The organism is Glutamicibacter soli, from assembly GCF_003309065.1.
GTDB classification, from domain to species: domain Bacteria; phylum Actinomycetota; class Actinomycetes; order Actinomycetales; family Micrococcaceae; genus Glutamicibacter; species Glutamicibacter soli.
Map to the genome: position 1 here is coordinate 20020 of NZ_POAF01000007.1, position 26572 is coordinate 46591.

Annotated in this window: 20 protein-coding genes; 5 read left to right on the forward strand and 15 right to left on the reverse strand. The window is 61.3% G+C overall.

Going from position 1 to position 26572, the window contains the following annotated elements; genetic code table 11:
- The first annotated feature begins 325 nt into the window (after window positions 1-325).
- Both C1H84_RS18060 and C1H84_RS14190 read left to right on the forward strand, forming a co-directional pair.
- Window positions 326-1099, forward strand: coding sequence for a hypothetical protein (locus tag C1H84_RS18060; RefSeq protein WP_146956108.1), 774 nt, complete (start codon window positions 326-328; stop codon window positions 1097-1099).
- Between the two features lie 457 nt (window positions 1100-1556).
- The gene (locus tag C1H84_RS14190; protein WP_113607748.1) at window positions 1557-3269 is read left to right on the forward strand and encodes an AMP-binding protein; all 1713 of its coding nucleotides are present in this window, start codon (window positions 1557-1559) and stop codon (window positions 3267-3269) included.
- Window positions 3270-3354: 85 nt separating this feature from the next.
- Here C1H84_RS14190 and C1H84_RS14195 read toward each other — a convergent pair whose 3' ends face one another.
- From C1H84_RS14195 to C1H84_RS14220, 6 genes are all read right to left on the reverse strand, one after another.
- Window positions 3355-4545: a hypothetical protein gene (locus C1H84_RS14195; protein ID WP_113607749.1), complete on the reverse strand. Its 1191-nt coding sequence runs from the start codon at window positions 4543-4545 to the stop codon at window positions 3355-3357.
- Between the two features lie 99 nt (window positions 4546-4644).
- On the reverse strand, window positions 4645-5871 hold the full coding sequence (locus C1H84_RS14200) for a hypothetical protein (RefSeq protein ID WP_113607750.1): 1227 nt from the start codon (window positions 5869-5871) through the stop codon (window positions 4645-4647).
- Window positions 5858-7420 (reverse strand): signal recognition particle protein, encoded by a 1563-nt coding sequence (gene ffh / locus C1H84_RS14205; RefSeq protein ID WP_047118949.1) that lies wholly within the window; start codon window positions 7418-7420, stop codon window positions 5858-5860. The genes C1H84_RS14200 and ffh overlap by 14 nt, the downstream gene beginning before the upstream one ends.
- Before the next feature lie 203 nt (window positions 7421-7623).
- On the reverse strand, window positions 7624-8991 hold the full coding sequence (locus tag C1H84_RS14210; protein ID WP_181728150.1) for a M23 family metallopeptidase: 1368 nt from the start codon (window positions 8989-8991) through the stop codon (window positions 7624-7626).
- A 332-nt stretch (window positions 8992-9323) separates the two neighbouring features.
- Complete coding sequence (locus C1H84_RS14215) at window positions 9324-10544, reverse strand: ammonium transporter (protein ID WP_113607752.1); 1221 nt, start codon at window positions 10542-10544, stop codon at window positions 9324-9326.
- Window positions 10545-10811: 267 nt separating this feature from the next.
- Window positions 10812-11405 carry a hypothetical protein gene (locus C1H84_RS14220; protein WP_220124916.1) on the reverse strand — a complete coding sequence of 198 codons (594 nt, stop codon included), beginning with the start codon at window positions 11403-11405 and terminating at the stop codon, window positions 10812-10814.
- A 127-nt stretch (window positions 11406-11532) separates the two neighbouring features.
- On the opposite strand from C1H84_RS14220, the gene C1H84_RS14225 reads away from it, so the two are divergent.
- Window positions 11533-12183, forward strand: coding sequence for a DNA-3-methyladenine glycosylase (locus tag C1H84_RS14225; RefSeq protein ID WP_113607754.1), 651 nt, complete (start codon window positions 11533-11535; stop codon window positions 12181-12183).
- 26 nt (window positions 12184-12209) lie between these two features.
- Here C1H84_RS14225 and C1H84_RS14230 read toward each other — a convergent pair whose 3' ends face one another.
- The 3 genes from C1H84_RS14230 to ftsY form a co-directional block, all read right to left on the reverse strand.
- Entirely contained in the window at window positions 12210-12752 is a 543-nt protein-coding gene (locus tag C1H84_RS14230) for a hypothetical protein (RefSeq protein ID WP_113607755.1), read from the reverse strand.
- 160 nt (window positions 12753-12912) lie between these two features.
- Window positions 12913-15060 (reverse strand): acyltransferase family protein, encoded by a 2148-nt coding sequence (locus C1H84_RS14235; RefSeq protein WP_181728151.1) that lies wholly within the window; start codon window positions 15058-15060, stop codon window positions 12913-12915.
- A gap of 360 nt (window positions 15061-15420) precedes the next feature.
- Window positions 15421-16611: a signal recognition particle-docking protein FtsY gene (gene ftsY, locus C1H84_RS14240; protein WP_047118943.1), complete on the reverse strand. Its 1191-nt coding sequence runs from the start codon at window positions 16609-16611 to the stop codon at window positions 15421-15423.
- A 168-nt stretch (window positions 16612-16779) separates the two neighbouring features.
- Here ftsY and C1H84_RS14245 point away from each other — a divergent pair, with 168 nt between their 5' ends.
- On the forward strand, window positions 16780-18012 hold the full coding sequence (locus C1H84_RS14245; RefSeq protein WP_181728152.1) for an MFS transporter: 1233 nt from the start codon (window positions 16780-16782) through the stop codon (window positions 18010-18012).
- A 68-nt stretch (window positions 18013-18080) separates the two neighbouring features.
- Here the strand turns inward: C1H84_RS14245 and C1H84_RS14250 are convergent, their stop codons facing one another.
- Both C1H84_RS14250 and smc read right to left on the reverse strand, forming a co-directional pair.
- Window positions 18081-19523: a glycosyltransferase family 2 protein gene (locus C1H84_RS14250; protein WP_113607757.1), complete on the reverse strand. Its 1443-nt coding sequence runs from the start codon at window positions 19521-19523 to the stop codon at window positions 18081-18083.
- A 68-nt stretch (window positions 19524-19591) separates the two neighbouring features.
- A complete protein-coding gene (smc, locus tag C1H84_RS14255) occupies window positions 19592-23161 on the reverse strand; it encodes a chromosome segregation protein SMC (RefSeq protein ID WP_113607758.1) in 3570 nt (1189 codons plus the stop codon).
- 151 nt (window positions 23162-23312) lie between these two features.
- Between smc and C1H84_RS14260 the strand changes: the two genes are divergently transcribed.
- Window positions 23313-24128 (forward strand): serine hydrolase domain-containing protein, encoded by an 816-nt coding sequence (locus tag C1H84_RS14260; protein WP_113607759.1) that lies wholly within the window; start codon window positions 23313-23315, stop codon window positions 24126-24128.
- A gap of 3 nt (window positions 24129-24131) precedes the next feature.
- On the opposite strand, the gene mutM is transcribed toward C1H84_RS14260, so the two are convergent.
- Genes mutM through C1H84_RS14280 form a run of 4 tightly spaced genes read right to left on the reverse strand, consistent with a single transcriptional unit; the run spans window position 24132 to window position 26502 of the window.
- Complete coding sequence (gene mutM / locus C1H84_RS14265; protein WP_113607760.1) at window positions 24132-25061, reverse strand: bifunctional DNA-formamidopyrimidine glycosylase/DNA-(apurinic or apyrimidinic site) lyase; 930 nt, start codon at window positions 25059-25061, stop codon at window positions 24132-24134.
- Window positions 25062-25072: 11 nt separating this feature from the next.
- Window positions 25073-25771, reverse strand: a complete 699-nt coding sequence (gene rnc, locus C1H84_RS14270; protein WP_047118939.1) for a ribonuclease III — start codon at window positions 25769-25771, stop codon at window positions 25073-25075.
- A gap of 3 nt (window positions 25772-25774) precedes the next feature.
- Entirely contained in the window at window positions 25775-25978 is a 204-nt protein-coding gene (gene rpmF / locus C1H84_RS14275) for a 50S ribosomal protein L32 (protein ID WP_013348816.1), read from the reverse strand.
- A 2-nt stretch (window positions 25979-25980) separates the two neighbouring features.
- Window positions 25981-26502 (reverse strand): YceD family protein, encoded by a 522-nt coding sequence (locus tag C1H84_RS14280; RefSeq protein WP_113607761.1) that lies wholly within the window; start codon window positions 26500-26502, stop codon window positions 25981-25983.
- Between the last annotated feature and the right edge of the window lie 70 nt (window positions 26503-26572).

The following is a 26572-nucleotide window of genomic DNA, read 5'->3' on the forward strand; positions in this document are numbered from 1 at the left end:
CATCATCGGATCTATACGTGGTGCCTCATACTCCCCCGACAGCGAAGCTCGCATTAAGCCCATGTGGGGATTTTTACTGGGCGCGAGTCGCTCTTGTTGCTGCTCCTGCAATTCCAGCTAATCGATTATGAAGTGCAGCGTCAACACAAACGCAGTCAGTTCATGCAATCCAAAACGTGGCTCCACTCCTAGCCGGCCCGAGCAGTTCGACGACTAAAGATGTTTCAATGTACCCCTCGTCACAATTCGGATGCACTTAAATTTATGACTGTGAAATTGCTATGCTTCGATTCGTCGATCAGACGTTTACTTTTATGGGGGAAAATTGAAGAAGAGGTTTTTCGCGCCCTTCGTTGCACTTGCAGCATCGGGCGCATTAATTCTGGGCGGCGTGGCACCTGCTAACGCAGCTCAGCCGCTCGCAACATCAACGTACAGCGTTCAAGCCGCAAAGCCAACGCCTGATAACGTCACGATAAGCAAGATCAAAACGGTAAAGGCCAACAAGAAGTCCAAGAAAGCTACCGTCAAGCCAGTAGTCAAGTCATCCGGCAAGGTGAAGGTGACATCGAAAAAGATCACTGTCAAACAAGGCAAAAAGACGATAGTTAAAAACAAGGACAGTGCCAGCCTGAAGGCAGGAAAATACACCGTTACTACGACCGCAAAGTACAAGACTTGGAGCAACAAGACCACAACGAAAAATGTCAAGACGAAGAAGCTCGTCTCTGATGGGACCAAACCCGTCAAAATGAACTGCAAGGTCGCTAAAATCGAGCCCCAGTACTTCGAAGGTTTCTTTATCGATCTCTTGCATTTGGAATGCACCGGCGACTTCGATGGCACCTACACCGCTCGCGCTGGCTATGTCTGGGACATCGATGAAAACTGGCCAATTGCTGGAGACATGATATGGGGCGAGTCGTTCCCCGAAGAACCATACATCCGCTCGGTGCTCGGGCTGAAGTTCACAACAACGGTATATCCGTTAGAAAAGAACGTGTACAAGACCACAGTCACGAAGAAATCGACGACCTCCAAAATCTGGTCTAAGGAAAAGTCGAAGAGCTTGAAGCAAACTCTTGTCGTGAAGAAATAGTCTACTGAAATAATGGAGGGCGTTCGCCGATGGAATCAAGCGAACGCCCTTCATCATTTTGATGTGTAATGTTCTCTTGCGGCTCCTTCAGCAAGAGAGAATGTCCCGAGACCTTCGTTTGCATTGCGTCCCCAGCACTTATGCCCGAGAGACTCAATCAAACGTAATTGTTACCAATTAGATCTATTGCTACACCAGGATGAACAAGCTTATTGCCGGTTCAGCTTGGCAGTTCTTGCCTCAACGTGGTTCCCAATTCTAAACGCTTTCCAAATCGCTTCAGTTCTAGTTTTGAGGATTGTTGATGCACCGCGAATTGATCAATATTGCACGTGTTGCGCAAGTCGACCGCACAACCTGACGAAACAATTCGTCCAAAGTTAGCACCAGAGTATATTGATCAAGGAAACGTTCACCCTGTTCACCGTGCAGTCTAGCTGCCGCCGAAAGGACTCTGATGAGTAACACCGAGAAGTTCCGTGCGGCGCGCGACCTCCTCCTGGCCCACCGCGACGACTACGCCGGTGCGCGCAAGGCCTTCAGCTGGCCGCAGTTCGAGGACTTCAACTTCGCCTACGACTGGTTCGACGCGGTGGCCAAGGATCCGGCCCGCGCGGACGCCCCGGCGCTGATCCTCACCGAGCCGGACGGCAGCAGCGCCCGCTACAGCTGGGCCGAGCTGTCGCGGCGCTCCACCCAGGTGGCGCGCTGGCTCTCGGAGAACGGGTTCAAGCGCCAGGACACCATGATCGTGATGCTCGGCAACGAGGTCGCGCTGTGGGAGATCATGCTCGCGGGCATGAAGCTGGGCGCCATCATCATCCCCTCCACCACGCAGCTGACCAGCGTGGACCTGGCCGACCGCATCGAACGCGGCAAGGCCAACTGGATCGTCACCAGCTACGATCAGCTGCCCAAGCTTGAGCAGGTGCCCGGCGACTACACCACCGTCCAGGTGCGCGGCGAAGCACGTGAAGGCACCCTGCACTTCGACGACTCGCGCCAGGCCCCGGCGGACTTCGCGCTGGACACCCCCACGCGCGCGGACGAGACCCTGCTGCTCTACTTCACCTCCGGCACCACCTCGCAGGCCAAGCTGGTGCAGCACACCCACGTGTCCTACCCGGTGGGCCACCTGGCGACCATGTACTGGATCGGACTGGAACCGGGCGACGTGCACCTGAACGTCGCCTCCCCGGGCTGGGGCAAGCACGCATGGTCCAACTTCTTCGGCCCGTGGATCGCCGAGGCGACGGTGTTCGTCTACAACTACGAGCGCTTCGACCCCAAGGCGCTGATGCACCAGATGGATGTCGAGAACGTCACCAGCTTCTGCGCCCCGCCCACGGTGTGGCGCTACCTCATCCAGGCCGACCTCTCCGTGCTGCGCACTCCCCCGCGCAAGCTCGTCTCCGCCGGCGAGCCGCTGAACCGGGAGGTCATCGAGCAGGTGCGCAACGCCTGGGGCCAGGTCATCCGCGACGGCTACGGGCAGACCGAAACCACCGTGCAGATCGCCAACCCTCCGGGAGAGCCGGTCAAGGTGGGCGCCATGGGGCGCCCGATGCCCGGGTACGAGATCGAGCTGCGCAACCCGACCACCGGCCAGCTGGCGGAAGTCGGCGAGATCTGCCTGCGGCTGGACCCGCGGCCGGTGGGCCTGATGAAGGGCTACTTCGAGGACCAGGCGAAAACCGATCAGGCCACCCGCGGCGGGGTCTACCATACCGGGGACATCGCCGAACGCGACGCCGAGGGTGTGCTGACCTATGTAGGCCGCGCGGACGACGTGTTCAAGTCCAGCGACTACAAGCTCAGCCCCTTCGAGCTGGAATCGGTGGTGCTGGAGCACCCGGCGGTCGCCGAGGCCGCCGTGGTCCCCTCGCCGGATCCGATGAAGCTGTCGGTCCCGAAGGTGTTCGTGGTTCTGGCGCCGGGCCATGAGCCGAGCGCCGAGACCGCCGAAAGCATCCTGGGCTACTGCCGCGTGAACCTTGCCCCGTACAAGCGCATCCGCCGCCTGGAATTCTCCGAGCTGCCCAAAACCATCTCTGGCAAGATCCGGCGCGTGGAGCTGCGCCTGGCCGAAAGCGACCAGCACGCCAAGGGCCAGGTGCCGCCGAAGGAGTACCGGGACACCGATTTCCCGTCGCTGAAGTCCCTGGGCTGAGCCCGGGACGGCGCAAAACCCGAGGGACTCGGACAGCTTAGCTGTCCGAGCCCTTCGGGTTTTGTATGCGAAATTCGGGGTGCGGCTACTTGCCGCGCGCCTTCACCGCGCCCAGGATTCCCTTGCCCAGGTAGAACAGGCCGTCGGCGTAGCAAGCGATCATCAGCAGGTTGCGCAGCGGCTTGGGAACCGAAGACAGCTTGGAGCACTTGGCTAGCGCCAGATGGGCCAGCGCCCCGGAGCCCAGCACCGCCAGGCTGGAGGTGATCAGCGCCTTCGGGCCCCAGCCGCCGCGGTAGAGCAGCTTGGCCAGGCCGGTGGCTTCGCGTTCGTGCTCGGCCAGGGCGGCCTTGATGGTCTTGACCGGGCCGCCGGTGGCGACCACGCGGATGTTCTCCGGCAGCGGCTTGCCCGTCAGGTAGTCCACGCTGCGCGGATCGAAGCCCAGCAGGGCCACGAAGCGCTTGAAGTTCTTCAGGCTGCCCGGCGCCTTGACCAGCGCGAGCGCCTCCTGCAGCTTTGGCTGGTCGCTGAGGAATTCGCCCAGGGTCTGGTCGTCCACCGCTTCCCAGCCCAGCAGCGAGAATTCCAGCTCGGCCAGCCGCTGCGCGGCCGGGCTGCCGGCTTCCGGCTCGATGATCATGGTGCGTTCCAGATCCACGTGGTAGTGCACGGCCTTCGGGAAGAAGTCGCGCCGGGAGCCGGCACCGGTGACCAGGGCGCTGAGCGTGTTCCCGTTGCGGGTCAGCGAGAGGAACGGGCGGTTTGAGCGCGCGATGGTCGCGGTGGACACCGGCTCGGCGGACATGGCCATCAGCCCGGTGCCGTGGTTCCAGAAGGTCAGCACGTTCTCCTCCAGCCCGGAGGCGGCCACGAGCTCGGAGCCCTTGAGCTTGCGCCCGTGGACCAGCTCGGTGGTGGACCCGTAGTCGCCCAGCAGGTCCTCATCCGGGGTCGGGCCGTCGATTTCCTCGCCGTCCAGCAGCACGTAGTCGGCTTCGGTGGAGTTCTTCAGCTCGTGCACCAGCTTGGTGACCCGGGAGCCTTCGCGCAGCTTGCCCTTGGCGTCCACGCGGTAGAGCACCGCGTCGCGGGCGGGGCTGACCGTGGCGATCTGCGCGCAGACCTCGGTGGCGTGCTCGCGTTCAACGGTGCCGCCGACAAAGCCCAGCAGGCGCCGGTCGGCCAGGGCGGTGCGCACCACCTCGGCCGCGTCGGGCCTGTCGCCCAGGAAAATGAACTCGATGTTGAGGTAGCTGAACTCGCTGGAATCCACGAAGGTAAACCCCTTTGGGATGGGTGGGACTGGTGCTTAGCTTCAATCATAGGCGCGCGGCGGGCGCCCGCCGCGGATTTGCCCCGCCGCAGGCCGCCGCTAGCGCCGGCGCATACCCCGCACCCAGCGCACCGCGCCGAACACCACGTTGCCCGCGGCATCCACATAGCCGACCGCAAGGATTACGACAACCAGCCAGGCAGCCACCCAGGGCCGGTCCCAATCAGTGGCGGCGAGCATCAGCGAGAAGACCAGCGCCTCGATAAGGCCCCAGCACAGCTGCAGCCACGGTTTCCAGGACATCGAATTGAACCAGCGCGGGGCGGCACTGCTCTTGCGGGCCTCCATCGCCACGGCCCGGCCCAGGGCCTTGCCGAAGCCCATCGGCTGAATCGATCTCGAGCCCTCGGGCGCGCCGGCCTGGACAAGGTACCGCGCTGACTCGGGGTCGTGGCCGAAGGCGGCAAGCACCTGCTCAGCAGCCTGCCGGCTTCCGGCGCCGGTGAGCACGCGCTTGAGGATCTCGATATGCTCGCCAGAGACCTTCATCGAGGCCAGGTGGTCCAGTTCCGCGGGATCGGTGGCGAAGTAGTGGGTTTCCAGCAGCTGCAGCTGCGCCCGGGCGGCGCTTCCGGCCGCAGGCTGCACCGCCGGGCTGGCGGCCACCGGCCAGATATGCACCCAGGCCGGTTCCCCGGAGAGCTTGGAGCTCTGCTGCGGGAACCAGAAGCTGGCCGTATAGCGCGGGCCGCAGCGGCTGATCATGACGGCCGGATACTGGTCCGCGCCGGGGTACCCGCCGACCAGGAACCCGTCATGCACGGCGATGGAGGTGCGCTCCGGGTCCTCGGAGAGCAGCAGGTCCCACTCGGTCTTGGAGGCCGCGGCCAGTAACTGCATGTCAGCCTCGGTCAGCGCCCCGGCAAGCAGCGTGTGCCCGGGCGGCATCTGCTCGAGGCGCTCATCCTGGATCGGTTCACCGCTTTGGACCTCATAGTCGTCCTGATCCGCGTACAGCGCACCGGTGCCGAGCTTCAGCGCCAGGGCGAAGTCCTCCACCTGCTGCCCCAACCGGGTGCTCCCGTCGGCGTTGGCCAGCAGGATCAGCCCCTCGGGATCCACCGCGATGCCGACCTCGATGAGCACCAGCCCGTTCCACGGCACTGCTTCGGAGACCAGGGAAATGGCCTCCCGCTCCGCCAGGACGCGGCGCACCGCGCCTTCGGCATCCAGGCCTTCGGTGTCCTCGAAGATAAGAGTCAGGGCGGCGACCAGCGTTTCGGACTGGACGCCGCCCTGTGGCGACTCGTGGCTACTTCTTGCCAAGGTACTTCTCGAAGCCTGCCGGCAGGTTCAGGCTCGACGGGTCGAAGTCCTGGGCTCCCTGGCCGAAGGCTGCGCCGGACGGCGCGGAGGCCTTCTTCTGCTGGGATTCCAGCTGGGCCTGCGCGGCCTTGGCAGGGTTGCCGTACTTGACCTGCTTCTTGCCCTTGCCCTTGGCCTTCGCCTTGCGGGCGGCGCCCTTGCCGGCACCCGGCATGCCCGGGATGCCGCCGCCGGCGGCCATCTTCTTCATCATCTTCTGGGCTTCGGCGAAGCGCTCGAGCATCTGGTTGACCTCGGAGACGGCGACACCCGAACCCTTGGCGATGCGGGCGCGGCGCGAGCCGTTGATGATCTTCGGGGCCACACGCTCGTGCGGGGTCATCGAGCGGACGATGGCCTCCACGCGGTCGATCTGGCGTTCGTCGAACTGCTCCAGCTGCTGGCGGGAGATCTGCGCGCCGGGCATCATGCCCAGCAGCTTCTTCATGGAGCCCATCTTCTTGATCTGGGCCATCTGGGCGAGGAAGTCGTCCAGGGTGAAGTCTTCCTGGTCGGCGAACTTCTTCGCCATCCGCTCGGCTTCGCCCTTGTCCCAGTTCTTCTCGGCCTGCTCGATCAGGGTGAGCACGTCGCCCATGTCCAGGATGCGGCTGGCCATGCGGTCCGGGTGGAAGATCTCGAAGTCGTCCAGGTTCTCGCCGGTGGAGGCGAACATGACCGGCTTGCCGGTCACCGAGGCCACCGACAGGGCGGCGCCGCCGCGGGCGTCGCCGTCCAGCTTGGACAGCACCACGCCGGTGAAGTCCACGCCCTCGTGGAAGGCCTGGGCGGTGTTGACCGCGTCCTGGCCGATCATGGCGTCGATGACGAACAGTACTTCGTCGGGGTTGATGGCGGCGCGGATGTTCGCGGCCTGGGCCATCATCTCGGTGTCGACGCCCAGGCGGCCGGCGGTATCGACAATGACGATGTCGTGCAGCTTGGCCTTGGCCTCGGCCACGCCGTCGCGGGCCACCGCCACCGGATCGCCGGTCGGGGTGTCGAATTCGGAGGAGACGCCCGGGTGCGGTGCATAGACCGGCACGCCGGCGCGTTCGCCGTTGATCTGCAGCTGCTTGACCGCGTTCGGGCGCTGCAGGTCGCAGGCCACCAGCATCGGGGTGTGGCCCTCGGACTTCAGGTGCTTGGCCAGCTTGCCAGCCAGGGTGGTCTTGCCGGCGCCCTGCAGGCCGGCGAGCATGATGACCGTCGGAGGGTTCTTGGCCAGGTTCAGCCGGCGGGTTTCGCCGCCGAGGATCGCCACGAGCTCCTCGTTGACGATCTTGACGACCTGCTGGCCCGGGTTCAGCGACTCGGAAACCTCGATGCCGAGCGCGCGTTCCTTCACCTGGGCCACGAAGGCGCGGACCACCGGGACGGCAACGTCAGCGTCCAGCAGGGCGCGACGGATTTCGCGGACGGTACCGTCGATGTCTGCCTCGGACAGGCGGCCCTTGCCGCGCAGGTTCTTGAAGGTTGCTGTCAGGCGATCGGAAAGTGAATTAAACACGTGCCGGGCACTTCTTTCGATAGGTCTTGTGGTGCGCAAACAAAATCGCACAGGACTCGACTACCAAGAATATCAACAATCCGCCACATGGCTAACCGGCGGCGCACCCAACATCGTGTGATCTCGGATTTCCGGCGCTGCACACCGCAGCAGCCTGCGGGCCGGGCTTACTTCCCCGTCCACGCGGCCGGCAGTGGCGGCGTCTAATTCCGGTTGCACCGCGGCGACGGGCTCCATGGCCTTGGCCATCGTGGCGGCGGGAGGCTCAGCCGCGGCGCTGCTGCCCGCGGCCTCGGCTCGCTGGCCGGTTTGGAGTCCGGAACCGGGGTCTTCGGCGTGCTCGGCGCCTTGGTGGAGCGCGGCGGGGTGCCCTCCTGCCCGGCCGGAGGCGTAGCAGGGACGGTCGGCGCAGCCGATTCGTTGGGCTTCACGCTGCTCGGCGGCGTGGCCGGCTGCGTCGGCTTCCCCGTCGCATCGGGTGTCGCCGTTTCGGTGGGCTTCGCCGGCTTGGTCGGCTTGGCCGGTTTGCTCGGCTTGGCGGACCCGGTGGGCTTCGGCGTAGGGCTGGCCGAAGGCTTGTCGCTGGCCTTCGGCGTGTCCTTGGACGGCTTGTCCCTGGAAGGGGCCTTGTGGGTCGGCGAGGGGCTGGGCTTGGGAACCATCGGGGTGTCGTCCGCGGGCACCACGACATCCGGGTTGTCGTTGGCGTCCTTGGCCGGGCGCTGTTCCTTCGCGGGCGCCGAGGGCTTGCTGCCCTTGGGTGCGCTGTTGGCGCTGACCGTCAGCCGGCGGGAATCGACCATGGCCTGGGCCTGTCCGGGGTTCAGCGGCAGGTAGTTGCGCGGATCGTGCCAGCGGCCGTTGATAATGACCTCGAAGTGCACGTGGCAGCCGGTGGAGTTGCCGGTGGTGCCGGCGCGGGCAATCAGCTCCCCGCGCTTGACCCGCTGCCCCACCGCGGCGATGAGCACCGAATTGTGGCTGTAGCCCGTCTGCACGTTGTGCCCGTGGTCGATGGTGATGCGCTTGCCCGAGTGCCCGGCCCAGGAGGACACCGTGACGATGCCGTCCTCGCTGGCGTACACCGGGGATCCGCAGGCAATGGGATAGTCCTGGCCGATGTGGATCTGGTTGCCCGGGCCGGTGGGATTTGCGCGCCAGCCGTAGGGGCTGGAGATCCGCCGGGTCTTGACCGGTGGCATGAGTTCCAGTCCGCCGGGAAGCTGGCCGATCTGCCCTACTTCACCGACCAGCAAGGTGGAGGCGTTTTCTGCGCTGATCCGCGCCCCGGGGCCCTGGGTGCCGCCGACCAGCTGTTCCTGCTGCCCGGCGATAGCGCCGGGACGCTGCGCGTTCTTCATCATGGAGGACGGGCGCCCGTCGATGTCCAGGAGCTGGCCGGCGCCGCCGAATACCGCCAGCGGGGCATACGGGTCGACGTAGACTGCATCGGAGCTGATGTCCCAATCCATCAGCGCGCCGGACGAGGCTTCCATGCCCACGGCACGCGAATGATCCGGGCCCGCAATCAGCGGTGTGGCAAGCGTGCTGGAGATTCCCAGTGCCAGCACTAGGCTGGCCGCCCCGTACAGGGCGCGCTTTCTCTCGCGCGGTCTGCCCGGAATGGCCGGCTCGTGGTTTACCTGATGACGCCTTCTCATAATTTGCCAGTCCCCAAACTGCAAATCCAAAGTGGCTCCCAGCGTATCGAGTCTGGGCCCGCATAGCCAGAGTTTTCCGGGCCTGATTGCCCCAACGACGCGGCGGGGCCTGATCTCCAAGGTTTTTCCAACAAACTGAACCGCCGGTGGCTGCTTGGCCCACCGGCGGTTCCGTCCGGGTTCCGGTGTCCCGGAGCCCTGCCCCTGTGCAGTTGTGCCGGTGAATCACCAGCCCACCGCGGCTACTTGGTCATCAGTTGGTACCCGCTTTCGTTGTGCTCGGTGGCGTCGATGCCGGCGATTTCAATCTCTGCCGGGACGCGCCATGGGCTGATCTTCTCGATGACCGTGGCGATCACCCAGGTCATGGCCGCGGAGAACACGATCACCACCAGCAGCGCCATGAACTGCGCAACCAGCTGGCCGGTTCCGCCGCCGTAGAACAGGCCGCCAGCGCTTTCGGCGGTCGGCATGGCGAAGAATCCGAGGAACAGGGTGCCGATGATGCCGGAAACCAGGTGCACACCCACCACGTCGAGTGAGTCGTCGTAGCCCAGCTTCCACTTGAGGTTCACGGCCCAGGCCGAGCCTGCGCCGGCCAGGACGCCGAGCAGCATCGCGGCCCACGGTGCGATGTCCGCGCAGGACGGGGTGATGGCCACCAGGCCGGAGACCAGGCCGGAAGCGACGCCCAGCGAGCTCGGGCGAGCTCCGCGCATCTTCTCCACCATGATCCAGCCCAGCACCGCGGCACCCGGAGCGGCCAGGGTGTTGACCCAGATCAGTCCGGCCTGCTCGATGGTGGTGGCGGCGCCGGCGTTGAATCCGAACCAGCCGAACCACAGCAGTCCTGCCCCGAGCATGACCAGCGGAGTGTTGTGCGGCTGCGGGCGGTCGTGGAAGTTGTGGCGCTGGCCGAGCTTGAGGGCCAGGACCAGCGCTGCCACGCCGGCATTGGTGTGGACCACGGCGCCGCCGGCGAAGTCGATTGCTTCGCCGAAGATCTTGCCCAGGAACCCGTCGGCGGAGAGCATGCCGCCGCCCCAGACCCAGAAGGCGACCGGCGCGTACACCAGGGTGACCCACAGGGGCACGAACATCAGCCACGGGGCGAAGCGCGAACGGTCGGCGATGGCTCCGGAGATGATGGCCACGGAAATCATCGCGAAGGTTCCGGCGAAGCCCGCCGCCAGCAGGCCCGACTCGGGGGTGGCGTGCAGGGCGAAGTCGCTGATCGGGTTGCCGATGATTCCGGCGATGGCCGGTTCGCCGGCGGAAACTGAGTACCCCCACAGCACCCAGACGATTGCGGTGATGGCCGCTGCGGAGAAGCTCATGAGCATCATGTTGACGACGCCGGTGGCACGGGTCATTCCCCCGTAGAACAGCCCCAGGGCCGGGGTCATCAAAAGAACGAGTGCTGCGGCGATCAAGATCCAAAGACTGGCGACATCCAGCTCCATCTAGTCCACATCCCCTCACGGTATTTGGTGTATCGGTGAATAATTCTGTGACTTAACCGGATTACTCGGCGTTCGTCTCGATACATAATTCTTGGCCAGCGATGTTTCGCCTGCCTCCACCGCTGGTTTCGAATGTGTGACAAACCGGGCCCGTGCGTAACGGTCTGTTTCCCGCCGTGTTACCGGAGTATTTCGAAAAACACACCAAGGCAAAAACCGCGGCAGCCGGTGGACGGCTGCCGCGGTGGTGCGGTGAATTGCTGTGCGCTACAGGCGGGTGATCTTCACGACCTGCATTTCGGGCACGGTGGTCGACCCGCCGACCTGGGTATCGTAGGTCAGCGAGCCCGTCACCGTTGCGGTGACCTTGACGATGTCCTCGGCCACGACGTCGTCCAGGATGTCGCAGTTGGTCAGGCCGTCGCCGGCGTTGAAAATCGTGTTGTGCTCGTAGTCGTACTTGCCGACCTGTGCATGGCTGACGTTGGCGCGGAAGGTGCACGGACCGGTCGCCGAGTCGAACTGCGTGACCCGGGCGTAGATGATTACGTTCTTGTCCAGGTAGGAGTCTGGCTTCTTCACGATCTGCGCCAGCTCACGGCTGGTGATCTTCTTGGCCTTGTTGGCCTTCTTGTCGGCTTCCGCCTTCTCGGCTACTTCGCGTTCGTCGTTGGCGCTGCGCAGCTCTTCGGCCTCGGCCTGGGCCGCAGTCAGTTTCGTGGTGGTATCGGCCAGCTGGGTCTCCAGCTCCTGCTTCTCGACGGTCACCGCGGCGGCCGAAGCCTGCACGGCCTCATGTTCTTCGGTGGACACGCCGCAACCGGCCAAAACAAGCGCCGCAACTGCTGCGGCAACGGACATCGCGATTTTCTTCACGATGATCCCCCAATCATTTAAGTGCGAGTACCCGGCAACCCCCTGTCGCCCGGCAATCTTCATCTTGGCAGTGATCGCCGACAAAATGGGGTCGCACTGCAATACTGGAGGCATGGATCGTCAGTTCTTCGCCGCGGACGCGGTCGAGGTCGCGCCTCGGCTCCTTGGCGCGGTGCTCGGCTTAAGCAGTCCCGAAGGCACAGTTCGCCTGCGCATCACCGAAGTCGAAGCCTATATGGGTTTGGGAAGCAGCGGGCGTTATGACCCGGGAAGCCACTCCAAGGACCGCAAGACGCCGCGCAACGCCTCGATGTTCCTGGATCCGGGGCATGCCTACGTCTATTTCAGTTACGGAATGCACTTCGCGCTGAATCTGGTGTGTTCGCCTGCCGGCATTGCCTCCGGTGTTCTGGTTCGCTCCGGGGAGATCATCGAGGGGCTTCAGCTCGCCAGGGAACGCAGACTGCACAAGCGGCCTGAAGGAACCAACCCGGCGACACTCGTGGAGCGCGACCTGGCGCGAGGCCCGGGAAACCTGGCCACGGCGTTGGGCATCACCCGTCCGCGGCACGACGGCCTGGACCTTCTCGCGGCGCCGTTCATCGTGGAGGAACCCATCGGAATTCCGGATGCCATCGCCTGCGGACCGCGCGTGGGCGTCGCGGGCATCGCAGGCGGTCCGGAGTTCCCTTGGAGATTCTGGATTCCGGGGAACAGGACCGTGTCAGCATTCAAGCCCGGGCGCAATGCGCCACGGGCTTGACTGCTTGGAGTTTTGCAGCCGGGGGTCTAGTAGTCCCAAGTCCAGCCGCCGGTGCCTTCGGGGTCGTACACGACCTGCCCGGAACGGTGCGGTGAATCGAGCATGATCTTGCCCTTGACCCGGTCCCCCGCCCCGACAGCAATATCCATGGCGTCCTTGACGTCGCAGGAGAACGCGGCGACGGTGGCAACGTTGCGGTCGACCGACTGGTTCAGTCCAGCCGAGGTTCCGAAGACCGACGCATCCAAAGGCATCAAGGCGATTTCTTCGTCGACGTATTTCTCTGCTGAGGAATCAAGCCATGCCTCGGCGTCGACCAGCAGAAAGTAGCCGTTCTCCGGCTTGATCTTCTCGCCGCTGCCGCGAAGCGTGCAGGAATTCATGACCTTGACGTCCTTGACCGTGATCTCGAACGACGGCTTCGTCGTGCCGACTACCGTCAGTTTCCCCGGCTCGCCCAACTCCTTGACGACCTGCGATTCAGCGTCGACGAGCACTTTGGCCCCGGACTGCGGATCCGTGGTGGCCACATCCGCGAGGTTCAGCTGCTGGTCTCCGAACCGATTCACTCAGGAATCCTCGATACTAGTGATGTATACGATTGACCATAACTTTCAAAGCCGCCTATCTTCACATTTTTAATCGAATAGCTATCAAAATACCGCGGGTTCAAATAGATCAAAAAGATCCCGCGCGACCCACACGAAAACGTGAGCCGCACGGGATCAATCAGGACGCCGGGAAAAGTTCGTCGCTGTCGAGCTCGTCCTTCATGCGTTGTGAAAGCGTTCCGCTGAGGGAAGCGGCATACGTTTCGCTCAGATGCGAATGGTCCCAATACGCCACAAGGCCGCCAACAACCGAGTAACAGCGATCCTCGCGACACAGCTGATCGTTCATGTCCAAGGAGACCACCTTCGGGTTATCCAAGGCCTCAACGGCATCAGCCTGCGGATCCTCGGGGATCCATTCGTCGGCTGCGCCGCTGCATTCCCCGGGATCGCTGGGGTTCTCCGCGACGCAGTCAGGTACGTTGTCAAGAGTCTCACCGGGCCAAGGGGTATCACGAATTACAGCGATATCAGCTCCGCTATCAGCCCACTTGCCCAAGAGCTTTTCATAGGCCTCGGTTGCCGGAGCGGTAGATTCTTCCAAATCGTATCCGGCGATAGGCACCGATTGGCGGTTTGAACTGATCACCAGGTCGTAGTCTTCTTCCTCGATCTGTTCGGTCACCCAACCACCAAGCTCTTCGCAACCTTCTGTCGAGGATTGTGCGTCGAACTCCTGCGGCAGGCCCATGACCGCGCAACGGTTGACTACGTAGGTATCCACGCTCCAGTCATGCTCATCGGCCATGTTCTGCACGGCTGGCATCCATTGGCCGGCGTGAGAATTGCCTACCAGGGCAAGCTGGGTCTTCCCGTCCCCATAATGGCATACAGGGCGCTCAGAGAAGCCAGTCTCCTGACTGGCAAAGCAATCTTCTGCGTACAGGAACGGCTTGTCGCTCTTGGCAGCCACCGGCTGAGGAGCGAGCGAATTGAAGCTGGTCGAGTCATCTTGTGGTTCGTCGCAGCTTTCCGACAAAGAGTTCGCGCCCAGGCAGGACTTCCCGACTTCCTTGGTCACTTGGGCAACCGCCCTGTTGATGTCGGTGCTGCGGTCCAGCTGGACTCCGCTGTACTGGTAAAAACCGCCGGCGATCAGCGTCAACACCAGGCTGCCAGCCAGCAGGAACCGCGGAGCGCTGAGCTTGGGAGAGGCATCAATGAACTTCCGGAACCTGACTTCGACCAGCTTCTGGGTTGAGACAGCAAGCAGAAGCGTCAGCACCAGAACGCCGATCTTCTGGTACCAGTAGAAATTCTCGAGAGCAAACGGAAGCAGTACCATCATCGGCCAATGCCAGAGGTAGATTGCGTAGGAGTTGTCGCCAATGAACTGCATCGGGCGTACCGACAACAGACGGTTTGGCGAATACCTATGAGTGGAGTGCGAAAGGATCAGCAGCGCCGTTCCCAGAACGGGAATCAGTGCGATGTACCCCGGGAACGGCATTTCGCCGGTGAAAAAGAGCAGGCTGACGCCGATCGCGGCGATACCGGCCCAAGCTCCAACCAAACTTGTTGTATCGGATTTGGCTTTGTAAACACTGGCGCCCAGGGCCGCGACGAGCCCGCCGGCAGCGAACTCCCACACCCTGGTGAATGTGGAGAAATAGGCGAGCCCCGAGTTGGACCAAGTGGCATAGATTGAGTATCCGAGCCCGAGGAAGAACACTGCCCCGAGCACGGCAAGAAGTGCTTTCTTCCGAGACTTTCCAAGATAAGCAGCCGCCGCGATGACCAACCCGAGCAAGACGGGCCAGACGAAGTAGAACTGTTCTTCAACGGCCAGCGACCAGAAATGCTGGAACGGGCTAGGGGCATCCGCCTCGGCCAGGTAGTCGACCTTGTTCAGCGCAAGGTACCAATTTTGGAAATAGAAGGTTGCCGCCAGTGCCTGCAATCCCCAGTCACGCCATAGGGTTTCCGGTGCAAATAGCCACACGCCCAGAACGCTGAGCAGAATAACCAGGAACGAGGCAGGCAGCAGACGTTTAACTCGACGCATCCAGAATTGGGCCACGTCACGCAAACCAGTCGGCGGCTTGGAGATGAGGTGCGAGGTGATCAGAAAACCCGAAATAACGAAAAACATGTCCACGCCAATGAATCCACCAGGAAGACGGTTCGGCCAGAAGTGGTACAGAACAACCGCACCTACTGCAATGGCGCGCAATCCTTGAATGTCGAGTCTGAACGATAAAGTTTTTGCGCCTTGTTTTGACGTGGTTCGAGGCTTGGGTGTTCCGTGGTCCTGTGTAGATGTCACTGGCAGTCTGATCCCTGTAGCTTTTTGTACGGCGGTCCCAAGTTCAACGGCCGTCAGTCGCATCAGGTGCATGGTGGCATTCCTGACTGCGCAAGCGTCGCCACTGACGTCCCCCGTCATCCTGTCTACACACGCTTTCTGGGCGGCTTCTGAGTAATACAGAAGAAAACATAGACGTTGACGCATCAAGCTTATCGGACGCTTAGGCTCTGATTAGGGAATTTACGGTACATGATGGTCGCCACTCGTTGCGTTCCATCTCACAACGGCCTCGCGTGTCACCAACGTCGGATTTTCCTGCCTGCCGTTTTAAAAACTGCAGCCCCGCCGAGGCGGGGCTGCAACCAAGCATCCTGTCAACTAGCCTTCGAGCAGGGCGTCTACGAATGCTTCAGGATCAAATGGAGCCAGATCATCCGGGCCTTCACCCAGTCCGACCAGCTTGACCGGAACGCCGAGCTGGCGCTGGATCGCTACCACGATGCCGCCCTTGGCAGTGCCGTCCAGCTTGGTCAATACGATGCCGGAGACATTCACGACTTCGGAGAACACCTTGGCCTGCGAAAGACCGTTCTGACCAGTCGTCGCGTCGAGGACCAGCAGGACTTCGTCAACAGTTGCCTTCTTTTCGACGACCCGCTTGATCTTGCCCAGCTCGTCCATCAGGCCAACCTTGTTCTGCAGGCGGCCGGCAGTATCGATCATGACGATGTCGACTTCTTGGTCAATTCCAGCCGACACGGCTTCGAAAGCAACCGAAGCTGGGTCTGCACCGTCAATTTCCGAGCGAACGGTCGGCACGCCAACGCGGTCGCCCCAGGTTGCAAGCTGCTCCGCTGCCGCCGCGCGGAAGGTATCCGCCGCGCCGAGGAGCACGTCCTTGTCTTCCGCGACCAGCACGCGTGCCATCTTGCCGATGGTCGTCGTCTTGCCGACGCCGTTCACGCCCACCACCATGATGATGCTCGGACGGTCCGGATGAGGCTCCGGGAGGTACGTGCGGTCCAGGCTCGGATCAACGAGCTTGAGGAGTTCTTCGCGAAGCATTGCCTTGACCCGTTGCGGGTCTCGACTGCCCTCGACCTTGACCCGTTCGCGCAGTGCGTCGACGAGTTCCAGGGTTGGTTCGGTACCGAGGTCCGCCAGCAGCAGGGTTTCTTCGATCTCGTCCCAGACGTCCTCATCGATGGAGTCCTGGCTAAGCAGAGCCAGAAGGCCCTTGGAGAACATGTTGTTGGACTTGGTCAGTCGTGCGCGCAGACGGGCTAGACGACCTTGGACAGGTTCAGGTACGTCTAGGGCTGGGGCAACGGGAGCCTCAGGCTCGACGACGCCAACCGGCGCATCTGTGCCATCCGTGGTGGCGACTGAGCCTTCAAGGGTGTCAGTTTCGCCTCCAGCAACGGTGGCGCTGGGAACGTCGTCAGCGTCGCGCTCAGTTGTGTATGGAGTCCTAGGCTTGCGGCCCTTGGCTACGAAGGCGGTGGCAACAATGCCCACCACTACAACGACCGCGACAATGATGATGGTAAGTAATAGCGAATCGGTCACGCTCTAAATCGTCTCATATCTTCGGCGTTTTGCCGTTTTCAGAGGCAAATTCGTCCATCCGACAGGCTCGGGTGGAAGGGCATAGAATGGCTTGTGGTCCCCGGACCCCTAATTCTTGACAGAAAGGCTGACCGCCTCAGGCAGGGCCCTGACATCGCGGCAATGACTATGGCATTTACACAGAAGGCACCGGCTCGTCCGCCCATTCCTGCCGAAATTCGAGTGCTGCTGGTTGCGGCATTCATCATTGCTTTGGGATTCGGCTTGATCGCGCCGATCCTCCCCCAGTACGCGGTGAGTTTCGATGTGGGAGCTGCGGCGGCAACTGTCATTGTCAGCATCTTCGCGTTCACCCGGTTGATCTTTGCACCGGTAGCTGGCGTACTTGTGGGGAAACTGGGTGAACCTCGCATCTATGTCACTGGCGTACTGCTGGTCGCGGTCTCCACATTGCTCTGCGCCGCGGTACAGGATTACACGCAGCTTCTGCTGGCCCGAGGCTTGGGTGGCTTCGGATCTACGATGTTCACCATTTCAGCGATGGCACTGATTGCCAGGCTTTCTCCCGACGAGTCGAGGGGAAGAATTTCTGGTCTGTACGCCGGATCATTCCTGCTTGGCAATGTGGCGGGGCCTGTGCTTGGAACAGTCTTGGCCCCGCTCGGCATGCGCTTGCCATTCGTGATTTACGGCGTGGCTTTGGTGATTGCCGCGGCAGTCGTCTACATGGCGTTGGGCCGCCGCCGCGACCTTGACGAGCAAGCCAACAATCCTGCTGCAGCTGGACAGTCGATCGAAGTCGTCACCATGCGCCAGGCCATGGGATCCACAACCTACCGGGCAGCCCTGTTTTCAGGCTTCAGTTACGGATGGCTGGCCTTCGGCGTTCGAAACAGCATGATCCCGCTGTTCGCCCTTGCAGTTTTCGGCCAAGCACAAGGCCAGTCCGTCGCCGGGATCTCCCTTGCCATCTTTGCAGTGGGCAACGGCTGCGCGCTGTTGTTCGCCGGCAAGCTCACCGACCGCATCGGCAGGAAGATTCCCGTGTTGCTGGGCATGAGCGTGCTCATTGTCAGCATCGGCGCGATGGGGGTCTTCACGTCTTTCGCCGGCTTCATCATCTGTTCGGTGTTCGCCGGATTCGGTGCGGGAACCTTGGGCCCGGCCCAGCAAGCCTCGGTTGCGGATGTCATTGGTTCAGGTCGCAACGGTGGCAAGGCGCTTGCTGGTTTTCAAATGTGCACCGACTTGGGTTCTATTATCGGGCCGCTGATTGCCGGCGCAATGGCTGACTTCTGGAGCTACCAGTTGGCCTTTGGCCTTTCTGCCCTCGTAGGCCTCGTCGGCGTTCTTGCGTGGATCGTGGTTCCCCGCACCCCGAAGCCGGTCCCAGCCGTTTAGCATTGCAGATTCGGCAGTTTTTGGCAGCAGGTTTCTGATGCGCAAAGCCGCATCGCTTGCTGCTCCGGCTACAGCTTGGAACGACGACCGAAAACCTTGCCTACCCGGTTCATGACCCGCTGCAACGTTCCGGCTCTGAGCTGGCGGGCATCCACGCTGGCATACCCGTTTGCGGTGCGGTAAACCCGGGCCCCAAGGTGCGTCGTTTCCGGCACCCCTTGTGGGAATTCAATGCGCTTGAGGCGCCCATCGGCCAGCAGAATCGACAAATCAAGCAGCCCCTGCGCACCGTCCAAGGGCAACTTGGCAGCAATCAGCTGCTCGTCCGCCCCCTGGCTATCGCTGCAATGAAGCGAGATGCGCTGCTGTTCTTTGGTCTTGCGTTGTTCGGCGACAAAGCTTACGGGCTTCGAAACATAGTTCGGGACTCTCGCGCTGAATTTCAGGTAGCGCGCTTCAGCCTCAACGGATTCCAGGACTGGAGACCGTTCTTCATTGGCTTCCAAACGGGCAAGACAGATGAGTCCGTCATGGTCGGAGTTGAGAATACAAACGACTTTCTCCCGGCGAATTCCCTCGAATCGGTGGAGGTCATCAGGCAGGAACTCGGCAAGAAATTCCCGATGGGCTTGAATCCATCCTTTGCGCTTGGCTTCGCGGTACTTCAAGAAACGCTGGCCTCGGTAGACTTTGAGTCCTTTTCTTGAGAAGAGCCCTGCGACAAGATCCTTGGCGTAGTCCGAATCAGGAACATCTTCCATCAGCGTGGTCGCAATATGCGCCAGCGATGCCGTGTAGCTTGCAGGATCGATTGGAGCCATGCTGATGTTGGCTCCGTCAGAACGAGCCCTGATGTAGTAGTACTCGTAGTCGCCGAGAATGCTGTTGCGGTGCGCTGCACAATAAGCCTTGACCAAAGCCATTCCGTCTTCGAGGCGCACCTTGTCTTCACGGAACCGGATGTTATTGGCACGCAACAATTCAGCGCGGATCATCTTCTGCGGCATCAAGGTCTTAAGCATGTGTTCCAGCGGCGCATCAATGACCGTTTGCGCAAAGGTACTCCCCCCGCCCTTGCGCCCCCCGGCAGGAACCAGCCGTGGAGCCACGACGTCGGAGTCATGTGCAAGCGCAAAATCCCGCATGCGCGTTAATGTCTCGGCACCCAGCCAGTCATCGGAGTCGACGAAGAAAATGTATTCACCGTTGGCGCTGTCCATGCCCACGTTCCGGGGTTTGCCGGCCCATCCGCTGTTTTCTTGATGGATGACTGTGACGTGCTCGCGGCCGGCCGCGTACTCGTCCAGGACCTGCCCGCCATTGTCGGTGGAACCGTCGTCCACGAAAATCGCCTCGAACAACGAAGTGTCCAAGGTCTGGGCATCCAGAGAGCTCAGAAGGTCAGTCAGGTACGGCATCGCGTTGTAGACGGGCACAACGATGCTGACGAAAACCGACGTGCCGGATTCCCGCGTTGCAGATCCGGATTCGGCTGGAACCGAAGACACCATGTCAGAGCTCTTCTCAGGCTAGTAGGAAAGTCTCAGCACACTCTAGCCCACCAACTGGCTTATTTGCCTCAGGACGCACTGCGGTCCATCTTCTGGCTGATCACAGTGGAGACGCCATCCCCGCGCATGGTCACTCCGTACAAGGCATCAGCGACTTCCATCGTCTTCTTCTGGTGCGTGATCACGATCAACTGCGAGGATTCACGAAGCTCCTCGAAGATCGTGATGAGCCGTCCCAGATTCACATCATCGAGCGCGGCTTCGACCTCGTCCATGACGTAGAACGGCGAAGGACGGGCTTTGAAGATCGCCACCAGAAGCGCCACTGCGGTCAGCGAGCGTTCGCCACCTGATAGCAGAGACAGCCGCTTGATCTTCTTGCCTGCCGGACGGGCTTCAACCTCGATACCGGTCGTGAGCATGTTCTCGGGATCTGTCAGGACCAGCTGCCCTTCGCCCCCGGGAAACAGCCTGTCGAAGATCCTCTTGAACTGCACCGCGGTGTCGTTGTACGCCTCGGTGAAGACTCGCTCCACATGTGAATCCACGTCCTTGATGATCTGTTGCAGGTCGCCTCGCGACTTCTTCAGATCTTCAAGCTGTCCGGCAAGGAATTTGTGCCGTTCCTCCAAGGCCGCGAATTCCTCCAGCGCCAGCGGGTTGACCTTGCCCAGTGCGGCAAGATCACGTTCGGCTTTCTTGAGCCGTTTTTCCTGTTCGGCGCGGTCGAAGGGTTTCGTGCCGACCGCATTGCCGTCTTCATCTACATTAACTCGAAGTTCAGCCCACTTGTCATCGGGGTCTGACGTCTCGGGAATCAATTGATCAGGACCGAAATTCGCGATCAGGTGATCGGGGGTGTAGCCGAGTTCTTCTAGGGATTTCGTTTCCAGATTCTCGATCTTGATACGCAACTCGGCGCGGAGTATTCCGTCACGATGCACCGCATCGGCCAGCCGGGAAAGTTCGGCTGCGAGCTGCTCAGCCTCGGTCCGATTGCTCGCCAGCAGTTCTTCAAGTTCGGATTTCCTGACCGAAAGCTCGTCCCGTTGCTGGCCGGCCATCGTCAATGACAATTCAATGAATCGAAGCACGCGTTCGGAAGCCTGTTCCACACGCTGGGCCTTCGCAGCTTGCGCCTTGCGCTCGGCGGCGCGATTCAGCGCCACTTCCCGATGGGTGCGTTCGGCGGCAGCGGTGCGGCGCAGGCCCTCGACCCGGGAGCGCAACGCGGTCACCCGCTCTTCGCTGCTTCGCAGCGCAAGCCTGGCCTCAAGTTCTTGCTGCCGTGCAGCTGCCGCGGCGTCCGCCAATGCGGCCCGTGTCGCCTCGTCGACGGGCTCATCCTCGGAATCGGTCGACGCCATGTCCATGCGCTCGCTGATTTCCTCGTAGGATTCTTGTTCAATTTCAAGTTTTTCAATGGCAGCGTCAAGCCTGGATTGCAAGGATTTCTTCTCGGATTGCGCCGAACGAAGCTTGTGGCCCAGACGGGCCAGGTAGTTGGACAATTCCTCGATTGCCGCATCGGATTCGGCCAGCTGCCTCAAGGCTTCATCCCTGGCATGCTCTGCATCGGACAGCACCGGTGCACGCCGCGCCAGTTCGATTTCCAGTTGCGCTAGTTCCTCCTGGGCCTGGCCCAACTCCGCTGACGTCTGCTCGACCAACGCTTGCTGGGCGATCAGCGAGGCTCCGGCTGAATCTCCAATGGAACTGCAAAGCCTGGAAAAAGTCATGCCTTCAAAGGTCGTGAGTTTGGCTTCCGGGTGCGCTTCGAAAATCTGCTGAGCGGCATCGAAGTCAGTGACGACGTAGTGGTGGGCGAAGATATTGTCCAGGAGATTCGAGAACTCGTCGGCAGAACTCACGATGTCCCGTGCCGCAATGGCCAGCTCGCCAAGGTCGGGGGTGGACGCCATCGGGACATCTGCATGGACAAAGGATGCGTTGGCGGACTGGTCATCCGCCAGTTGCCTGACCAATGCGATCGCGTCGGCGGAGCGCCCCGCCACCAGGTGTTCCGCGCAGTCGCGCAGGATTGCGGCGACGGCCTGCTCATAACCCTCGGTGACCGTCAGCAGCTCCCCCAGCCGCCCGGCGAGCACGTCCGGAGATCGTTCGAGCAACTGAGCGGAACGGTCATCCGGCTTCGAATTCAGCTTCAGGGCGTCCAGTCGCGCGCGGAGGCCGGAAATCCGGACCGACAGTTCCTGCTGGCGCCGGCTATCCCGGTTCTGCTCTTCGGCTAAGCGGGTGAAGGAAGCTTCTGCTTTTTCAAACAGGTTGTTGAGCTGGTGCTCGCCGGCGAGCTGTTCGTCGAGTTCGGTGCTGACCGATTCGTGCGAGCGCGCGTCTGCCGCAAGATCCGCATCAAAGGACTGGACGTTGTCCCGCAGTCTGGAGATCTCCGCGCGCGTCACATCTACGCGGCTGCGTGCCGATGCCACCTGCGAGGCAAGCCGTGACATTCCCTCGCGACGGTCAGCGGCCGCGCGCAGCATGGCGGCCATGCGCTGCTGTTCTGCACGCGATTGTTCTTCGGCCTGCTCTTTGGCTTCGATGGCTTCGGCCAGGATTTCGTGGCGGTCTTCGACTGCCTCGACAAGCTCCTCGAGTTCCTCGCTCAATCGCTCCGCTTGGGCTTCAAGCCGTTCCGGATCACGGCTCGAATCGAAATGCGTTTGATTGCTTTCAAGCAGTTTTCCCCGTTCGCGCGCCAACGCGGTCAGCGAGCGAAAACGCTCGGCCTGCGTGGTGAGCGCAACCCAGGTCTCCTGCATCAGGGCGAGCCGGGGCGTGAGAATCTCGCTCCGCTCGGAAAGTTCGGAGACCTGGCGGCGGACGCGCTCAAGCCGCGAGGCGACGTCCTGCTGCTGTGCCTGGATCTTGGATTCGTCGCTGATGTCCTGAGCAAGCTTGTTGTTCAGCGACACCAGGTCATCGGCCAGCAGGCGAGCCCTGGCATCACGCACGTCCAACTGGACGGTCTGCGCTCGGCGGGCAATCTTAGCCTGGCGGCCCAGGGGCGCCAGTTGCCGGCGGACCTCGGAGTTCAGGTCTTCCAACCGGTCCATGTTGCCCTGCATGGCCTGCAGCTTGCGCAGGGTCTTTTCCTTGCGCCGCCGGTGCTTGAGCACCCCGGCGGCTTCCTCGATGAAGCCCCGGCGGTCTTCGGCGGTGGCATGGAGGATTCTGTCCAGCTGGCCTTGGCCGACGATGACATGCATTTCACGGCCCAGCCCCGAGTCGGACAGGAGTTCTTGGATGTCCAGCAACCTGCACGAGCTTCCGTTGATTGCGTATTCGGAGCCGCCTGCACGGAACAGGGTTCGCGAAATGGTCACTTCGGCGTAGTCAATGGGAAGCTGTCCATCGGTATTGTCGATGGTGAGTGAGACATGGGCACGTCCCAGCGGCGGACGCCCTGACGTTCCGGCAAAGATGACATCTTCCATCTTGCCGCCGCGCAACGTTTTGGCCCCCTGCTCCCCCATAACCCATGACAGGGCATCAACGACATTGGATTTGCCCGAACCGTTGGGTCCGACAACAGCCGTAACGCCCGGCTCGAACTCAAAAGTGGTCGCCGAAGCAAAAGACTTGAATCCGCGAACGGTAAGAGTCTTCAGATGCACAGCGTGAAATTCCTAAGTTCGGCCCGATATCGATAGTGTTAGTCATGGACGCGCAGACCATGTTCTCCGAGATGATTCTATCGAAACGACTCAGTGAAAACCGGTTTCTGCTCGCCCTTGAGCTCAGCAAAAACGAGGGGTAGATCATTTCGTGGACGTCTTATCAGAGATCGAAAACTGGCCGGTGGACAACGCAGTGTCTGTTGTCATCGATGGGCGGGGTTCAATTGCTGGCCAGCACGGCGACCTTGACAAGGTCTATGCCTTGGCTTCGGTCACCAAGTTGCTGAGCTCGTATGCATTCCTGATTGCCTTGGAAGAAGGAGCGATCAACCTGGAAGATCCTGCCGGGCCTGAAGGATCTACCGTCCACCACTTGCTGGCTCATACCGCCGGGTACGACTTCGATTCAGATGTCATCCGTTTCGCGGTGGGCGCCAAACGCGGGTACTCCAACTACGGTTTCGAAAAATTGGCCGAACACCTGCAGCAGGAAACAGAAATCAACTTTGCCGACTACGCGCAGGAGGCGGTTTTCGCTCCGCTCGGCATGAATTCCACCAAAATCGCGGGAAGCTGCGCAAAGGATGGTCGGTCCAGCGCGGCGGATCTTGCTAAGTTCGCGGCCGAGCTCCTGAACCCGACACTCGTTTCTCCAGAGACCCTGTCCGATGCAACCCGGGTCCATTTTGAGGGCTTGGTTGGCATCCTGCCCGGGTATGGACGGCAGAACCCGAATGACTGGGGTTTGGGATTCGAGCTTCGTTCTTCGAAGAATCCGCACTGGACCGGAGCGTCGCATCCTGCCCAGACCTTTGGGCATTTCGGCCAATCGGGAACGTTCCTCTGGGTGGATCCCGTAGACCGTCTGGCCTGCGTGACCCTCACAGACCGCAATTTCGGACCGTGGGCGGCGGATGCGTGGGCGGGCTATAACGAGCGTGTGCTCAAGGCCTACGCAGCCTAAAACCTATCTGGGGATTCGCCGCGGCCGCGGTTGGCATACAGGGCAGCTGTAAGAGGACCGCCCCATGAAGGGGTCGCGGCGGATCAAGGACTGGCGTCCTTGCTCTAGGCACCGAAGGCATGGTTCCCCTTCTCTCCCATAGGCATTCAGGGATCGGGAGAAATAGCCGCTGGCGCCGTTGACGTTGACGTAGAGCGAGTCGAAGCTCGTCCCGCCAGCTTCCAGCGCACGGGTCATCACGTCAATCAGCGCCTCATTCAGAAGCGTTACCTCGAAGCGGCGGATGGTGGCAGTGTTTCGCAGGCCGGAAAGCCCGGCGGCCCAGAGGGCCTCGTCGGCGTAGATGTTTCCAACGCCCGAGATGACTTCTTGGTCAAGGATTGCGCGTTTGAGCTGAGTCGTCTTTTTGCGCAGGGAGGTATAGAGATCCTCCGCGCTTCGCACCGGATCCAGTACGTCTCGCGCAATATGGGCGGCGGCCTGTGGGATGAATTTGCTCATGCTGCCCGCACCGCCAGGGCCGCCATCAGAGGTTGCCGTCAGCGCAGAAAGGAACATGCCGCCGAATATCCTCTGGTCGACGAATCGCAGCTCGGCGGGTGCGTCAGGCATGTCGCTGAGGGTCAGTCTAACCTTGAGGTGCTTTTCATCGGGAGCGGCCGGCTCTTCGACAAGAAGCTGCCCGCTCATCCCGAGATGGGCCATCAATGCGGCTGGTTCCGGGAGTCCGTCAAGCTCCATCCACAGGAATTTTCCACGTCGGGCGACGGTACTTACTGTGCAACCAGTCAGGGAATGTTCGAAATCAAGTGGGCCGTCGTGGTGCCGGCGGACCGAACGTGGGTCCAGGACCTGCACCGATTCAATTCGACGGCCCCGAACCCACTTGTCCAGTCCGACACGGACTACTTCAACTTCAGGTAATTCCGGCAATGAAACCGACCTTAGCTTCGTGGAATCTGTTCGCCAGGGTGCAGTTGCAGCCAAGAGTTGCGAGCAGCTTCCTGCTCCGCCTCCTTCTTCGACGGGCCGTGGCCGCTGCCGTAAGGCTCGTCAGAGATTACAAGCGTTGCTTCATAGGTGCGTGCATGGTCAGGACCGGATCCGGTCACTTGATAGCGCATGTCACCCAGTTTCTTGGCTGCGACTTCTTCCTGGATGACAGTTTTCCAGTCAGTCGCCGCGCCAAGAAGGCGAACGTCTTCCAGCAAGGGCGTCACGAACCGAAGGACCAACGCACGAGCTGCATCCATTCCCTGATCCAGATACGTGGCGCCGATCAAGGCTTCCATGGTGTCTGCAAGGATTGAAGCCTTGTTGGCACCGTTGGATTGAGCTTCACCGCGTCCGAGGAAGATGTGCTCCCCTACTCCGAGGTCCCGGGCAATGATGGCCAAGGCACGGGTGCTGACGATTGCGGCACGGCGCTTGGCCAGGTCGCCTTCGGGAAGGTCCGGATACTTCTTGTAGAGGTATTCGGCAACCGAAAAACCGAGGATGGAGTCGCCAAGAAATTCGACGCGTTCGTTGGTTGGTATTCCACCGTTCTCGTACGAATACGAACGATGGGTCAGGGCAAGACGAAGCGTCTCGGAATCGATGTCGATTCCGAGACGCTTCATCAGTTCTTCTTTTGAAGACATGTCTTAGACGTCTGCGACCTTGCGACCCTTGTACTCAAGGAACAGCTCGGTACCGGCCGAGTCGGTGACAACCTTTGCCTGGTGAGGCAGGCTGTAAGTTACGCGACCGTTTTCAACGGTCTTCACCAGGTTAGGCGCGGTAGCCTTCCACTGAGAACGGCGTGCACGAGTATTCGCACGGGACATCTTCCGCTTTGGAACAGCCACGACTACTTCTCTTCTCTCTTGTCTGACGTATTATCGGGTGCCACATCTTCTGCGGCAATGTCGGCCAGCTGCGCAAGCGCTGCCCAACGCGGGTCCAGTACCTCATGGTGATGTTCGGGTTCATCATTGAGATTCACTCCGCATTCACTGCAGAGGCCCAAACAATCCTCCCGGCAAACCGGCTGGAATGGCAGTGCGGTCCCAATTGCGCTCCGCACTACCGGGTCGATGTCAATCAAGTCACCAACGACCCAGTACTGATCCACTTCATCATCGTCTTCGAATTCTTCGCTGCCTTCATAGTAGAAGAGCTCTTGAATATCAGCCGCGAAATCGTACTCGATGGGATCCAGGCAACGTCCACATTCCCCCGCAATCTGTGCGGTAGCGGTACCCGATACCAGAATCCCCTCATGTACGGCTTCAAGGCGAAGATCTAAGTCGAGCTCAGATCCTCCACGAATACCGATGAGTGCATTTCCCACATCCGTGGGTGCCGGAACCTGCTCGCTAAGAATTTTCATCGAGCCAGGCGAACGGCCGAGCTCCTTGGCTGATACAACCAAAGGCGAGTTGCGATCGACTTCGCCATGT

Coding starts and splice junctions, on each gene's coding strand:
- C1H84_RS14250 (WP_113607757.1), bottom strand. CDS start 19,523: ATGGTGTCTTCGGTTCCAGCCGAATCCGGATCTGCAACGCGGGAATCC.
- C1H84_RS14220 (WP_220124916.1), bottom strand. CDS start 11,405: ATGTCCGTTGCCGCAGCAGTTGCGGCGCTTGTTTTGGCCGGTTGCGGC.
- C1H84_RS14225 (WP_113607754.1), top strand. CDS start 11,533: ATGGATCGTCAGTTCTTCGCCGCGGACGCGGTCGAGGTCGCGCCTCGG.
- C1H84_RS14280 (WP_113607761.1), bottom strand. CDS start 26,502: ATGAAAATTCTTAGCGAGCAGGTTCCGGCACCCACGGATGTGGGAAAT.
- C1H84_RS14245 (WP_181728152.1), top strand. CDS start 16,780: ATGGCATTTACACAGAAGGCACCGGCTCGTCCGCCCATTCCTGCCGAA.
- rnc (WP_047118939.1), bottom strand. CDS start 25,771: ATGTCTTCAAAAGAAGAACTGATGAAGCGTCTCGGAATCGACATCGAT.
- C1H84_RS14190 (WP_113607748.1), top strand. CDS start 1,557: ATGAGTAACACCGAGAAGTTCCGTGCGGCGCGCGACCTCCTCCTGGCC.
- C1H84_RS14215 (WP_113607752.1), bottom strand. CDS start 10,544: ATGGAGCTGGATGTCGCCAGTCTTTGGATCTTGATCGCCGCAGCACTC.